General features: G+C 48.1%; 11 protein-coding genes. 1 reads left to right on the forward strand and 10 read right to left on the reverse strand.

The window, feature by feature from the left end:
• Positions 1-134: 134 nt before the first annotated feature.
• The 10 genes from WH277_RS22510 to WH277_RS22555 all read right to left on the reverse strand — a co-directional run bounded on the left by WH277_RS22510 (position 135) and on the right by WH277_RS22555 (position 13,704).
• Positions 135-3,584, reverse strand: coding sequence for a P-loop NTPase fold protein (locus WH277_RS22510; RefSeq protein ID WP_135683417.1), 3,450 nt, complete (start codon positions 3,582-3,584; stop codon positions 135-137).
• 569 nt (positions 3,585-4,153) lie between these two features.
• Positions 4,154-5,884 carry a hypothetical protein gene (locus WH277_RS22515; RefSeq protein WP_339506984.1) on the reverse strand — a complete coding sequence of 577 codons (1,731 nt, stop codon included), beginning with the start codon at positions 5,882-5,884 and terminating at the stop codon, positions 4,154-4,156.
• Positions 5,881-7,707, reverse strand: coding sequence for a hypothetical protein (locus WH277_RS22520; RefSeq protein WP_339506986.1), 1,827 nt, complete (start codon positions 7,705-7,707; stop codon positions 5,881-5,883). Before WH277_RS22520 ends, WH277_RS22515 begins: the two co-directional genes overlap by 4 nt.
• Positions 7,708-7,909: 202 nt before the next feature.
• Positions 7,910-8,458: a HigA family addiction module antitoxin gene (locus WH277_RS22525; RefSeq protein ID WP_227667262.1), complete on the reverse strand. Its 549-nt coding sequence runs from the start codon at positions 8,456-8,458 to the stop codon at positions 7,910-7,912.
• Positions 8,412-9,758 (reverse strand): P-type conjugative transfer protein TrbL, encoded by a 1,347-nt coding sequence (gene trbL, locus WH277_RS22530; RefSeq protein ID WP_135683419.1) that lies wholly within the window; start codon positions 9,756-9,758, stop codon positions 8,412-8,414. The genes WH277_RS22525 and trbL overlap by 47 nt, the downstream gene beginning before the upstream one ends.
• Positions 9,759-9,945: 187 nt before the next feature.
• Positions 9,946-10,740, reverse strand: a complete 795-nt coding sequence (gene trbJ / locus WH277_RS22535; protein ID WP_135683420.1) for a P-type conjugative transfer protein TrbJ — start codon at positions 10,738-10,740, stop codon at positions 9,946-9,948.
• Between the two features lie 81 nt (positions 10,741-10,821).
• Positions 10,822-11,175 (reverse strand): conjugal transfer transcriptional regulator TraJ, encoded by a 354-nt coding sequence (gene traJ / locus WH277_RS22540; RefSeq protein WP_001588179.1) that lies wholly within the window; start codon positions 11,173-11,175, stop codon positions 10,822-10,824.
• Between the two features lie 687 nt (positions 11,176-11,862).
• On the reverse strand, positions 11,863-12,624 hold the full coding sequence (locus WH277_RS22545) for an ABC transporter ATPase (RefSeq protein WP_135683421.1): 762 nt from the start codon (positions 12,622-12,624) through the stop codon (positions 11,863-11,865).
• Positions 12,611-13,468 carry a helicase RepA family protein gene (locus WH277_RS22550; RefSeq protein WP_339506990.1) on the reverse strand — a complete coding sequence of 286 codons (858 nt, stop codon included), beginning with the start codon at positions 13,466-13,468 and terminating at the stop codon, positions 12,611-12,613. The genes WH277_RS22545 and WH277_RS22550 overlap by 14 nt, the downstream gene beginning before the upstream one ends.
• 5 nt (positions 13,469-13,473) lie before the next feature.
• Positions 13,474-13,704: a helix-turn-helix transcriptional regulator gene (locus WH277_RS22555; protein ID WP_023308174.1), complete on the reverse strand. Its 231-nt coding sequence runs from the start codon at positions 13,702-13,704 to the stop codon at positions 13,474-13,476.
• An 86-nt stretch (positions 13,705-13,790) separates the two neighbouring features.
• On the opposite strand from WH277_RS22555, the gene WH277_RS22560 reads away from it, so the two are divergent.
• Entirely contained in the window at positions 13,791-14,753 is a 963-nt protein-coding gene (locus WH277_RS22560; protein ID WP_182015355.1) for a LuxR family transcriptional regulator, read from the forward strand.
• The last annotated feature ends 16 nt before the right edge of the window (positions 14,754-14,769 follow it).

Below are 14,769 nucleotides of genomic sequence, written 5' to 3' on the forward strand. Positions count from 1 at the left end.
AATGATAATTTTAACCCCTTCGCGTCAGGCCATACCATGCGCGATACCATACTCAGATGATCAATCTCTCACCGGGCAACAGCGGACATATTTCTTGATTTGTCACGCACGTCGCCTCACAGTGAGCGTCTTAATCAGACTATAGAGCGCGTCTCGAACGTAAAACGGCTAACTAGCGGGATCCAGTTCGTCAGCAAGGTGGCATCCTTCGGGAATCCGGCCTCCATGAAGATGTACTTGATTCGCTCCATCAGCCGCTTGCGGGCGTCCGCAGTGGCAGTACGTATGAAGGCCTCCTCCGGGGAATTACGCTGCCCCTGCTCGGCCATAAGGTCAGCGAACCAAGCCGTCGCCGTCGAGGCATCACAGATCTGTATGGCTAGTAAAAGCAACGGAATCTGGAACTGGCCTGGCTCTGTCTCAGTGCCCTCAAACGCCTGCAGCTGGGCACCTCCGACGCTCGCCTTCAGCACGCGATAGACATTGACCAAGCGCTTAGCAGCTCGTGGGGAGGGGATCAACGGGTAAAGGCTCGCGGCGAAAGATTCCTCCCAGCTATGAATGACCAGTGCGCGCTCCTCGACCGCTGCTGATTCTGGTGCCAGTGCCGACTGCGGTGCGGTCACGTTTGCGTCAGAAGTGAGCGCGGATCCAATCGCGGCGGATGCGGGAGTAGACGGCTTCACGTCTACCGGACCGGACGGGGTAAGTAGCTGCGTCACAGGCATGCGCTGGCCGCCCGCTGTGAGCTCTCTCACTAGCTTGCCGTAGCCCTCCGCACTCATCGGACGTAGCGAATACGGAATCTGGAAAATCTTTTCGAGATAGTGCTGGGGGCTAGCAGCTGCCTCAGGCGCTTCGGTGAACGCCGCGCCGAGTTCTTTGTAGTGCATGGAGAGTGAATTAGTAAGCCAACGCGAATCGACGCCGACCACGACGACGAATAGCGGGTACGCGAGCAGCAGGTGCACGGCCTGCAGTACGTTGACAACCTGCGAGGCCGGGCAGCGGTCCAAATCGTCGATGTACAGGACGATGCGTTCAACTTTGCGCCCGCCATCAGCCGCCGTTCCGTGCTCCCGAATCCGCTCCGAAAGCGCTTCGAAATCTTGACGCACGAGGGACACGAGGCCCAAGTGTTTGCGATAATCTGCCGAATCGTGGCGGTCGGCAATGAAGCGGGCTAGATCGCGGCTTTCCTCCAGTTCGCGCAGGCGTTCTTCGGTGGCGGCCACGCGTGCAGCAGCGTCGGCCACGCGGCGTCGCGCATCCTGCTCCTTCACCTTTAATACCTCGACGTTGGCCGCGAGTGCCAGTTCGGCATCCGCAGGCTTCTTCCGGATCTTCTCAAGTTCCGCGTCAGCCTTTTTCCTTGCTTCCATGACGGGTTCCAAGATTACGTTAACCTCTTTCATGCCGCGTCGGACGATCTCAATGCCCGCGGTCGCGAACGTCGCGATGCCCGCGAACATGGTTCCGAGCGTCGTGAACAGCTTGTTGTCGGGCGAGAGCCAGTTATAGAAAGCATAACCAGCGGCGGGCACCGCCAGCGCCGCGACGAACAACGCCAGATACAGCGGACTGCGTCCCTTGGCCGACAACACCGTGAGCAATGCAACGGTTTGGCTTGATAGCTTGCCTGCGTCCGCCACAGCGTGCTTGAAATCATCAACTCGGTCGAGCACTACAGGCAGCCCCAGTTGTTCAAATGCCTGTTCGGCCTGTTTTTTCAGAGTGCTGTCCTCGAGCAAGTCGATCAAGTAGGTCGGGTTGAACTTCGCGAGCTTCTGTTCCTCGGCCAGTCTCTTCTTGCGCAGCTCGTCAAGCCGGGCTTCCTCTTCCTTCAACTGCTCGCTGGCGCGTCTCTCTTCCGCACGAACCTCTTCTGTAACCGCCTTAGCACTTGCAAGTTCGGCGATCAGCTGGGCCTGCTGACGTTCAGTAGGCGTGCCTCCGAAAATGTGGATGGCAAGCTTTTCGAAAATAGCGCTGACCAGGCTGGCCCACAAATTGGTCTCGGCGTAATGCCACGCATTGAAAGTGATTTGAACGACACTAGAACAATACGGTGACGCGCCCTGCTGCTGCGGACGTTGAGCGAGCGTCTTCACTGTCTTGCGCATCTGCGACATGAAAAAGCTCTTACCGGAGCCCCATTCACCGAACAGACCTATCGCGAGCGGGGGCGTTACATCTCGCGCCATCATGATCGCGGCGAGCGTTTGCACCTCGGTCTGTATACCCAGCTGGTCGTGCTGTTCATCGATCGTATCGGCAGCGAAGCCTGGAAGATGGTAGGGTTTCTCTGCCATGGCGGATACAGAGTCCATGCCTTCCAGCAAGCGTTGCGCTACTGCGCGAACTTGGGGGTTTCTGGAACGCTCGTTCAGGATAGCAAGGGAGCGTGTCGCATCGAGCGTTGTGAGGAACCATGAGAAATTGCGCACGACCGAGTGGTTTGCATCGTATGCAGCTTCGATGATTCGATCAACGACTACATCGATTCCGGGCGTTTCGGCAAGTAGTGGTGCCGCGAGGGCAGCAGCCCTGGGGGTGGCTAGCGCACAGAATACATCGTACATCGGCACTTCCGCCCGGTTGTGGTCAGCCGCGAGTAAGCAGACATCACTGATGACTTCGGGAACGTGGACAATCCGCAAGGCACGCAGCACACCGCGAGTTATCCAATGATCATCATTGCGCAACGCGGCTCTAAAAAGTGGCGACACTTTGGGAGAATTCGGATTCAACATCGCAACACCAGCAAAACTGACGCTAGTGGTCGGATCCACTGCAGCCTTTTCAGCAAGGGCGGGGAGATACGACGCATTCGCTTGTTGCGCTGCCGCAAGACTCCAGAATCTTGCGAATTCTGCTGGCTCGGCATCCGGCATTATGTCACGCAGGGCGATATCGCGCGTCTGCGGACTCTCGGGATCACATTGGATTAGGGCCACACGCAGCCAGCTGCGTGCTTCAGCATCCGAGTCGGAAGGCGACTCATTTGGAGACAATAATCTTGGCCCGTTGGATCCACGACGCGCCAGCTCTTTCCGTAACCCGGCCGAGATCGGCTCGCGCTTGCTCTTGGCTCGATCAATAAGCCTATTGAGCGCCACCTGTCTGCGATTGTCGGGGCCGGAGATCAGCACGCCGATCTCCGTATTGATGTCAGGATCATACTGGTCCGACACCTCGAGTATCGATGGCAAAAGCTTTTCAAGCGGCTCTAGATCTCCCATTCGCAAGTCGAGCCATTTAAAATTAATAAACAACCCCTGCGCCATGTTGTGGTCACCGGGACTGGCATCGCCGATGAGGACAGGGAAAACGGGTTTGTTCAATTTTAGCGCCCGCTCGACAAGCCGTAGGTGGTTCTTACCCCAGCCCTCGCTACCGAGAAATGCAATCACTGTTGCGGCATCGTCTAGGTTTCCGGTGTCGTCGACAGGCTCCCCATACTGCGTATCGCGCGCAAAGAAATGTGTCTGCACCCTATGGTTGGTGAGCCATTGTGCGACTGGTTCTACAATTGCCTTCTCTCGCTCGTTATAAGCGAGAAAGGCATCGATAGCTCGATGCATATTCGGTCCGCCAAAAATTTGAAACTTAATGCTAAACGACGCAGAAAAGAAAATACATGCAGTAAGTTAGCTTTTCCGCACTGTGGAACAGCCCGAGGCGACGGGTCGTCCGCAACATGTTGAGATACGCGCCCACTGTACTACGCGCTTTGTGCACTTTTATCCCATCATCATGCGTTATACGGACAGCGTGCGCATTCAGATAGATTTACCATACGCTGGTAGAAATCCTGACCTATGTTCTGAGTGCAGACGAATGGTGACGCACTAAATTCAATTAACCCCAAGGCAAACATCTTAGATTGCTCAATCATGTAAAAAAGCTCGCCGAAGCGAGATTTTTTAAACCACAAAGCAGAGCTTCCAGCAGCAGGCCTCACTCCTACTCCATTGCAAATAAACCATTAAAAACCATTTAATTCAATAAAATAAAAACAAACAAATTGGGAGTATCATGATCAGAATCCGCCATTATGTGCTGCGGAATCAACTACCTTCACCACTGATTTTGTTGGAACTGACTTGCGACGAAGCTGTCCATATCCAAGGGTACTATCATCTTGCGACTTCTATATCTCAGCATCCGGTGTTGCTTGATCGGAAGCGGTGCTGTCTGGTGGTGCATTCTTCTGACCTTGCCATATATGAGGTGGTACAGGCATGCGATAGTGGCGGCAGGCCATAAGAAAAATTGGCGTCAGGTGATTTCGAACGGCACTTATTCGCTCATCCAGCGGATGCTCTTTCATCACACGGTTCAATAGGCTAAAAACTGCATCTAGCGAATCGTTGAGTGGCAAGCCAGGCACCGACAATCCGTGGTCCCGATCCCCCCCCCAGAAAACGTCATCCGTTCGTCCGTCTGGAATCCAAATTTGGTGAGTCATGTGTGGAGCGTGCTCTAACAACGTGCGGCGCAAATGCTCTGCTCGCTCCTGATCGCCTATCATAGCCAGCCAAGCAAGCACGAAGGTGTAAAGAATCCCCGCACGCGTATGCTCTTCGAAGTATGCATCGCTGCGGTCCCTCGGATGGGAGAGGACATCACGATATTCTGTCGTCGGAGTCGGATAATGACACCGAGCACTCAACCCATAACAGAGATGGTCGGACATGCTGCGGATATAGTCAGCGACATTAGATAGGCGGCCACGCAAAGTTGCGAGACGCATAAAAAGAGCTAGTTCGATCGTGAAATCGTCACGAACGGGAACGGCAAGCGCCGGATTCGCATTCAGCATACCAATCGCTATGTTGAGCACCTTGTCCGCCCTTTCATTCATTGCTTGTGCGAATGACTCCTCCTGCCCGCCACCCATAGCGTCCAGCCAAAGCCCATGAAGTGACAATCTCCCTAATATCTCGAATAGCGAGATGTTAATATCTACTGCGTTGCGTGAATTTACGGCCATTGAAAGCGCATAGAGCTTATCGGCGAAAGGGCCAATCTTCTCGACAAGTAGAAGGTGAGCGATGATAAAGTGCAGCTTCAAAACTTGATCAAAATGAGCTAGCCGCTCGTGTTGCGTCGTTCCCTTACGCAGACGGGCCATATCACAGTAAGGCCAACTACGTAGAAGTACTAGTTCTGATGCTCGATATGCGGCCTCAAGATTATCTGCATCGCGAGCCCAGACAAAAAGTATCCAAAGGCACAGGTAGGCCTTGCGTAGCTGACGCGTACGCTCTGTCTGATTCTTCGTCTCAGTGAAAATGACATTGAGTAAGTGACGGAAATGCCGATAAGCGACCTCGGGCTGATCAAGCATCGCTAGCGCTTTATGAAATAGCCCTCGATTCTCGCTCTCAATTAACTCAGCACGCAACATACCGCTTAGGATCAGATCTGAGAGACGATCCCCGTTCCATTCGGCAAAGTGAATGTTGGCTTTCTCGTTCACTCGACAGTAACCGCTCCACTGGGCCCGGACATCCTCACGCATCTCGCCGCCCATGCAAACGCATATAATGATGGGCAGATCCGCAAAATGGGGCGGGATGCGGTTCGGGATATAGTCATCCAAAACCTCATTCAGCGACGGACGCACGGCCTGCTGGCCGGTATCCCAATGCTCTCGTGTTAAATCCCCGGACTTGATCGTGAATAGGAACAGACTCCGAGTACCATCACGATCACGATCAGGGCCGACTGCCGCTACGTCGACACCAGCTTGCCTTGTGCCACGACGAGGACGAGTTAAAACTTCGAAACCATTCTCAGCCAAAAGATCAGGAAGAATAGCGTCAAGTTCGTCACGCTCGCGTAGCGAGCGCAGATAGTGCATAACGACGAGTTTCATCTCTTTCCTCGCTGCTCAAGCTTGAAGTGGAGGAGCATATGCTCAAGTCCAACTGGGTCAACAATATCGAGTATGGGGTACTCTGATGAGATCGAAAATGAATGCATCGCAGTCTCGGTGAGATGTGTGCCCCCCTGTCCGGTGTGGATCGGCGTCAATGACGATCTGCCATACAGGATGTATTGTTTGGGGAAGATGTCCTCAAAAACAGATTTCCGGCGCCCTTGCTCAATGCCCCGTTCCATCTGCTCGTGCCATTGGATATGTGCCGTCTCACGCTGCATTTCACTAGGGTGCAACTCGACTAAACGCTCAATACCTTCCATCGCATCCTGAAATGCTAACTTTCGTGTGAGTAATCCAGCAAGGTCCGGAATGCTTTCGGCGTAACACTCAAGGTAGTCCTTCAACTTGCCCCCATAGCTCACGAGCAAGGGGTGATAGATCAGATCGAGGACATCATTTTTGATATCTGACGACCCGTCGCGAAGCACTGCTAACGGTATGACCGCTGCAACCACTGGATCAATGAAGAACCACCCGACGGCCTTGCGACAAAGGTATAGTTGCTCCGATGGCTCCACTGGAAGGGATGACGCGGAGATTGAGAAGGGAGGATCGTCATTTCCGACACCGCAAACTTCGCTAGCCACGCATTTGTGGGTATGCATGCTCCCGTTCAGTAGCCAGTACACAACAGCGTTCCCCAATACCTCAGAGCCGGCATTTTGCAACGCGTGGTAGGTGCCCTCGAACGCGTCTAACGTAATCCGACCTCCTGAGCGTTCAAATAACTCAGTAAGCAGACAAATCACTTTTTCAGCATGCCCATCACTCACGAGTTGATATGCTGCATGGCTGAGATGTGAAATCGTTCCTACATTATCTGAGTCAACATCCGCAGCGGCATCAAGGCATAGATTTATAGCATTTTCTGTGAGACCAACCCGGTGAAGCCACAACAGGTCCACTGCCAAGTGGATCGAGAAGGGATTCCTCGTCTGAAGGATCCGGTCAAGTTGTTCATCAAAACCGACCGGTGCAACTATTTTTCGCTGTGCAGCAGCCCGATAGCCCGCTTCCAAGGACCTGAGTGCGATGTCTTCATCATCGCTGGACGCTGCCTGGAGCAGGATGTCGAGCACCTCACCGTAGCGTTCACCAAGTTCCATGGCCCCCAAAGCCGAGAGGGCTGCAAGCTTAGCCTCCCGCTCCTGAGCCTGCGCAAAGATGATGCCTTTTTCTATTTCGGCGTTCATTACGAGAACCGTGAATAGTTGACGCAGAGCTAAGTTATCGCCAGCATGTACCGCTTCGTAGACCTTGGAAGATCTGATTGGATTCTTTTTCGTCCATTCCCCAAATGCAGTACTCGGGGCCCCTGCCGCCAGATCATTACCACCTGCATCAAGCAGACGCGTGATAAAATCAAGGAGAACATCCTGATCTAGGTTCAAATGGGGTATCAGATCGCATAGAAAATGCTGGACAAGGAAGAAACGTGGTCCCTTCAACTCCGACAGCGCTTCTTCGATATGAAGGTCAATCGGTGGCGCATCAGTAGCGTTCAATATAGTTGCAAGCGTCTCGATCAATGCAGAATGGCTCTCATCCAAGCGCCGATACCCTCCGTCCGCAACTGTCTGAACTAAGCCGCGAGTGCGGAGCTGCGTAGCCAGTTTTACTTTATCTATCGGTATCTCCTTTGTTGCCATTAGTCTGCCTTTTGAATTCGTTATTCCGGAAGCTTTTGCAAAATTCTTAAAGTTGATGAAATTGACGGGCACACCCCAGCCTATTACCAATAACAAAAAAAATTCCATTAAATTCAATTCATTGCTGATTTATCTCTAATGAGCACCATCAAAATGCCATATCCTCCAAACTACTTGAAATAGCATTTTTTGTACTTGATCCCGCTCCCACTGTGACACGGTTCATTTCACGCAAGATTCATTCGTCTACTTTCATGACACCTGAGGGGCTGCAGATATAATGGCATATGAGTTATTATTTCTGTCGTCGTTAATTCGAATCTTGCAATATCTGCAGATTGTTCCAAAAATCCTCATCAGTACCAAATATGTCAGCAAGAACGCGGGCTTCATCACCGCTAAGACGACGCATACCGCAGATAATATCTTTAACATCTTGTCGAGAAATACCCATAGCTTCCGCTAATTCATCACCAGACATGTTCAGCGGTTTTAAAAATTCCTCTGTCAGAATTTCTCCCACTGTCACAGGCCCGGCGGTATCTGCTTTTGTGTAGTATGCAAGAATCTCTGAACGCCCCTGCTCATATGTCAGCTCACCTAAAATAATACGTGCTTTAACGGACTCGTAGAGCGGCGTGCCAGTGGGGTCCTTTCCTTCAAGCCTCAGGGAAGCCTCTGCTTTGCGGAAGCCCTCAATGCGTAACCGTGAATCGGGAGTCCTGGACATAGTTTTTCCTTTGAGTTGCAGAAGTAAAGTTCGCTCAGTGAAAGCGTCAGCTCGCGCTCCCCCGTAAACTGACGCGTTTGATTCAAGATTTATTATTGCCGGATAAGTTATCTCCGGCAAAATCATCATGTTCGCGGTTATCCCGACGAGTAGCCGTTTGTTTACGTATCTGAGTCGCCAACTCTCCTCCAAAAGTCTGTTGGGCTCGGGAAGAATTACTACTTCGCTTCATTCTCTGGTACTCAGCAGCTCCGTTAGACATACTGCTTCCCATATGGCTTGCCATGCGGCCAGCACGCGAGAAGGATGCAGCAAAACCTTCGCTTCCCCCACTGGAGCTACCTTTACCGGATGGTTGCTCTCGCGACGTGTCTACAGAACCGGTATCTTCACCACCACCAATTACGCCCCCGGAACCCGCCTCTTCGGCCATGGCAGCTTCTGCAGACTCGAACGCTGCCTTTAATGCAGAGGCTCCGCCCCTGACCTGAGCTGATGCCCCCATTGCCATTGCTCCAGCACCGCTGATGGCAGTAGCGGCAGCGCCGGTAATCATACCCGCCCCAAACCCACCAATCCCTTGTAAAGAAGCCCCTCCAACAACACCTGATAACAACAGTGGTAGCTTATTCGTTAATACTAATAGGATAATTGACGCCAGAAGCAAAACGATAAGACTATTAAGATCAGGAACATCATCTTTAATAAGAGAAAAATATTGATCTATAAATGATTGTCCAATCCCAATAATTAATGTCATCGTGAATAATTGAATGCCAATCGATAAAACAGTTCGTAAGTAATTAACTGCTATATCAGAGGTCCATCTCGAACCACCAAATCCAAGCAAAATAACTCCTGCAAAACATAATACCCATGCAGAAACCAATATGATTAGCATATTTATCGCTATAAGGGACATCACTACCAAAACGATTATCGCGACTGTTATCATAATGGTGGAGATCATTGGCGACCAAACTGATGCGGCTGAACTGACTTTTGTTAATATCGCAAACGCCATATCAACTATGCTTGAGGGTGAAATACCAGTACTTATTCCTAAAGCGTTTGCTGCAAGTTGTCTCATTGAGTTAATTATTGATTGCGATATGGCTGGGCCGTTGATTAAAAGATAATAAAAAAAACCAATGACAGCCAAAAAGCGAACTATTTCTGCAAGTACGCCTGTCAATCCTTCCCCTTGCATCGCCATCATTCCAAATGTCCAAACCATACTTATTAATGCCAGTGCCCAGAAGAGCCAATTTGCATAGTCTGCAATTACTGTTGTCCATGTACTGGCTACTTGTTGAAACTTATCTAATAAAGAATCAAGTAACCCGCTACTATCTAATTGACCAGCATAGGCATTTACAGAAAAGAAAACTATGACACCTAAAAAAGTGAGCTTGCTTAGTATTTTCATAATTACCATTCTCGTTTGGGGCTTGGGTTGTTATTACTACGTAGAGCACATTTGTCGTATTTATGTTCATCAAATTTATTATTTGGCGTTGATAAACAATCTTTATCATTTTTATCGCAAGAACATAGGGCCAATAAACTGATTAAAATAAATACAATCAGAGGATTATGTTTCATTATGCTTTTCCTCACCAAATTCGCTTCGGGCTTGGTGTGTTCTGTCCAGCTAATACTTTCTCATCAGCAGCTATTTGTTGAGCTTCTTTATCGGCTTGAGCCTGCGCCAGTGTTGCCGCAGCGTTTTGTTGAGCTACCAGAAGCGAGCGGATCTGCAGCAACTGGTTCGTTTGAGCACTGGCAAGCTGGTTAGCGGCCTGAATAGCCTCCATTTGCCCTTGTGCGCCGCTTGCCTGAGTTTGTAATTCAGCAAGATTATCAGCATCGCTCTGCAGGGTGTTCTGCTGTTCGTCAATTACCTTAAATACTGCGTCATTGGCCTTTTTCCGCGCCCCAGAGCTGTTCTGTTCAGCTTCACGCAGTGCACTAATTTCAGACGCGGTACATTCAACATTGCTGTTAAAGCAAGGTGATGTCCTGTAGTAGTTAACATCCTGATATCGTTTCAGGTACGCATCGAGACTCCCGGCCTGATTCTTGTAGTAATTAAGGGTATCCTGCACCTGCAACAATTTATTAATTGTTGAATTTGCCTGGTCCCAGATATAGGCCGCAGGAGCTACGGTGTTCTGCAGCATGTTTTCATACTGCTGCAGCTGCGTCTGGTACTGCTGGATTTGTTTAGTCACAGCCTGAACGTTGTTAACTGCGCTGATTGTGGTCTGAACCACATTAGTGCCATCAATAACGGGAATCCCGGCCTTCACCGGTAATGCCATGACGGACGCCACGAAAGGAACTATTAAAGCTTTTTTAGCGGCTAAAATCCCTCTTTGTAATGAAACCACTCGGAACATTAAATTCATTTTCTCACCTCTTTTTCATCAGTTCAGTAATATTTAACACACTTTCTGTTAACAGACGCAGGTATATAGGAAACCACACATTTATTTATCCAAGATTTTATCCATAATGTTCCTTAGTTCTTGCCGAGTTGATTCTATTTTCGCAAGCAAGGTTCTTATCAGTGTGGGTGAAAAATCAACTGTTCGAGGATCATTTGCGAGCCATAATTTAAGTAATCCGCCAAGTCTTCCAAGATCAGCATTTACTCGGCTAAGTTCATTAACCTGTTTTATATCTACGATAGAATCAACCTGATAACCCATTGCAACTCTACGGACAAAACAGGCAACACTTAATCCAGATGCTTCTGCATTTTCTTGGATGAGAATTTTTTCTTCGGGTAAACAATAAACTTTTATTGGCGTACTATTTTTTCTAGTCTGAGTAACTTTCATATAGCTCTCCATACAGGCGGTAGCCTGGCAGCCTCGCAGAGCAGGACGCCCTTGAGCCGCGATGCGGCGAACAGGAAGCGGTAAAGTTGGAACACCGTAGCGGTGGGCCTACTTTACATGTCCTGCCCTGCAGTTGCCGTTGTATATCTGTGCACGACAATGTGTATTTCAGTGTACAGGATGTGTTTTCTTAGCGTATTAATATAGGATTACTCGTGTAAAGATCTGCAGCAAATGTGTTTTTTGCAAGGAAACTATATTTCTCCCTTTTGAAAATGACCTTTAGTATTTATAAATAGGCGTCCACCAACTGTATTTATGTTTCGATATATTGTAAGAAGTCTTTTATTTTCTCATGCACTTTTTTACTTACCTTGTCAGAGCATGTGCATTGCAGATTTTAGCGGCTAAAATCTGCCTCCCTATGCCTAAAGCTAGGGGCGTACCTCATATGTCATAAAATCTACCTCAAGTGTCAATATACCAAACGTGTAAGTAATCTCTTCTTCTGGCGTACAACCATCGGCCTTTGGCCGATTGTAGATTTGAAAGCGCCTGCTCAGGCAGGTGATTTCAAAGCCTAGATATACTGATTGATCCTGAATAACCTGCAAAGGAGTTAAAAAATCAGGCCTCTGTAGCACACTGGCGGGCCGTTACAGCACATCGCCGGGCCGTAACGACACGCTACCGGGCCGTTGTAGCTCGTTTTATCCTAGAATTTTGTATCTCAATGCCAATCGCTAGAAATTGTTTGCTATCTTCTTTTAATCTCCGCCGATAGTTACGTAATGTCATATTATTAGTACCTTCACCACTGACAGCTAAAATTAATGTATCAATATGCCAGCCGCCTTTAGGATCGTGCTTATGTGTTAATATATGACGTGCAACTGCTTGGCTAATACCATGCTGGAGACGAGCAATAGGACCAGGATCATGATGAAAATGCAAATCTAGCTTCAACAACATTACCAATGCAACACCCAAACGTACTCTCCATAGGTTACGTTCACCACCAGTTAGAGGATTACGCCTAGTCATTGGTGAGGGTACGACATGGTCAATTAAACCGCCTAGAATGCAATAACCGTTTTTTTCTAAATCTGGTGTTACTATTTCAACAGTTGCCACACGTAGATCAACGAGTAGTTTTTTAATTCGATCATAACTGTATTGTGCATCGGATAGAGTTCGGCGTACTTTCGCTGGATCTACTAATAACTCGATTCCTCCATCAGAAATTTCTCGACGTTTCTCGGCCACATAGAGCATTGTTTCCACAATATCCGCATGACGTTGTCCTAGTCTTCCGGTAACTCGACAACGACCAAAACTAGTCTCCATCCACTGCCCCTTCAGCGCCAAGGGACGTTGACTTGGTTGGTACAGAATGACTCTAGACTGCAGAGCTGTACTAGTAGGTGTAACTTTATTACCAGTTATCATTTTCTGCACCACTCAATGAAGACATACATTCTTTTGCTATTTGTTTTTTATTCTTCGATTTGAGTTGCGTTATCCTTAATACTCCCCCCTCATGTCTCTGTAACCAACGATCTGGCGTACGTTCTCCATAATTTGCTTTATTAATTCCAAATCTAACAAATTGACCTCGAACATCATCAGAAATACCATTCGTCTTCGCTTCTAAGGCGGTCATGCCCGCCAGATAAGATTGCCACCGTATATTATCAACCAGGACGCTACTACCCCTGCTTGCTTGCTGTATATCACCAACACCCATCGTGGCAGCGCCTTTGTTTGAATGGTGTAGAAATATAATCGAACATCCTGTATCAGCAGCAATACCTTCTAACTTTCCAATGACTTTGGACATTGCTGCGCTATTATTCTCATCCTCCTGGTGGAAACGGCGAAGAGTATCCAAAATTATTAAACGTCTACCTTTTGAAACTTCATTGATCAAGTTGCTCCAATCCGGCAAGAAAATATTTGGACACTTCCCTACCAAAGGTTCGACCAGTAGCTTATCAGCTACAATCTGCTGCTGACGTGCTGTTAGATATTTTCCCAAAGCATATAAACGATGGTGAACGATGGTTTCAGAGTCCTCCACAGGTAAATATGCCACCAACCCAGTCGGATATTCACCAAAGTTTAAAAGATCTACACCACAAGTAATCTGCACAGCCAATTGTAATGCCAGCATTGACTTTCCAACGCCTCCCGGAGAAACAATCGCTCCGATAGTACCAATAGCCAAATTAGGCAAGACGTAATCAATTGGTTGCGGCTTAGCTTCAAATGCTTCAATTATGTTCAATGACATTGCTGTTACCTACCTAAAACAACACCGGGTCTAGCCGCTTTAAACATTGCTGATTTACGATCCGCAATCCACTGTTCTACTTCGGATAACTGCCATGCAACATTTCGGCTAGTAAGTGCTATACGGCGAGGAAACTCGCCTCGCTGTTCAAGGTTATAAATAGTTCGGGCTGACAATGGGATCATTTCCAGAAGTGTTTTTCTGTTAATGAGCGTGCTATGTGCCTTTGTTTGCATCTGCCTTCCTCCTGTTTCCAATCAGGCCTATACAATGCCAAGCATTACCACTTGCTAAAACCTATTCATTGGCTAAAATGGTTGACATGAAAATTACTATTTGGGAAGGCTGTGACCTCACAGTTGCAGCTGCAATTAAATTATTTGTAGAGCATAGTTCTCCGTACTCCATATTTTCACGGAGGTATCCAATACTGCGTCTCATACAGGAAGTTATTGATCCAGCAGTAACTGCTTATGTAAATTCCCTGCCACCAAGTCATAAAGACTACATTTCTGGAGCAAATCTAGGTTTTAGTGAAGTACTTAAAAAAGTGGGTTTAAACGTCGTAGTACAGGCACAAAGACTTCTTTTGCGTAATTTCGTTCTGACTTTAGATCAACAAACTTCTCTTGATAAATGCTTTACCGCTACGATTGAGTCTCTTATTGAATTAGTCAGTGAGTGCGCATCCAAGCGGCCGAAGAAATCCTCTCCTGCAAAAGGAGTAACTATAAATTCACAGCGTAAACTCGGTTTTTGCGAGTTCTGCGGTAACCAGACTGAATACTCTCACTTTATTAGTGAAATATCAGAATATGCTGCTAGCGATATTGAGTTTACCGATCATGAAAAATTGGTCCTTAGCCATCGATATTGCTCGAACCATAGGCCTAGACTGACCGATAGTCAATGGAATCCCAAGTACAGACAAGGAAAGCGTTCTTCCGAACAGTTTAATAAAGAACTAATAAGGCTGAGACGGCAATGCGCTAAACCATGCAAGACTAACGCCAATTCCGGAGATATGTTAATTGATTACTACTTTTCTCATTGGATGCTTAGTCAAACTTTTACCCCAGCAGATATTTCAGAAATCCGTAATATTGCACGACGTATGACTGATTCTAAGCTCTCTGATATTAAGAAAAAGATCCTCGCTTTAAAACATCAGGGACTTAATCAATCTGAAATTGCAGATATTCTCACAAAGATTCATCGCATACCTATGACACGCCAAGCAGTATCCAAGGCTTTAGTATCTGTTCGTGAAGAATTTTATATTTAAAATTCCTAATGGATTA

Origin of the sequence: Erwinia sp. MYb416 (assembly GCF_037479575.1) — a bacterium.
GTDB classification, from domain to species: domain Bacteria; phylum Pseudomonadota; class Gammaproteobacteria; order Enterobacterales; family Enterobacteriaceae; genus Erwinia; species Erwinia rhapontici.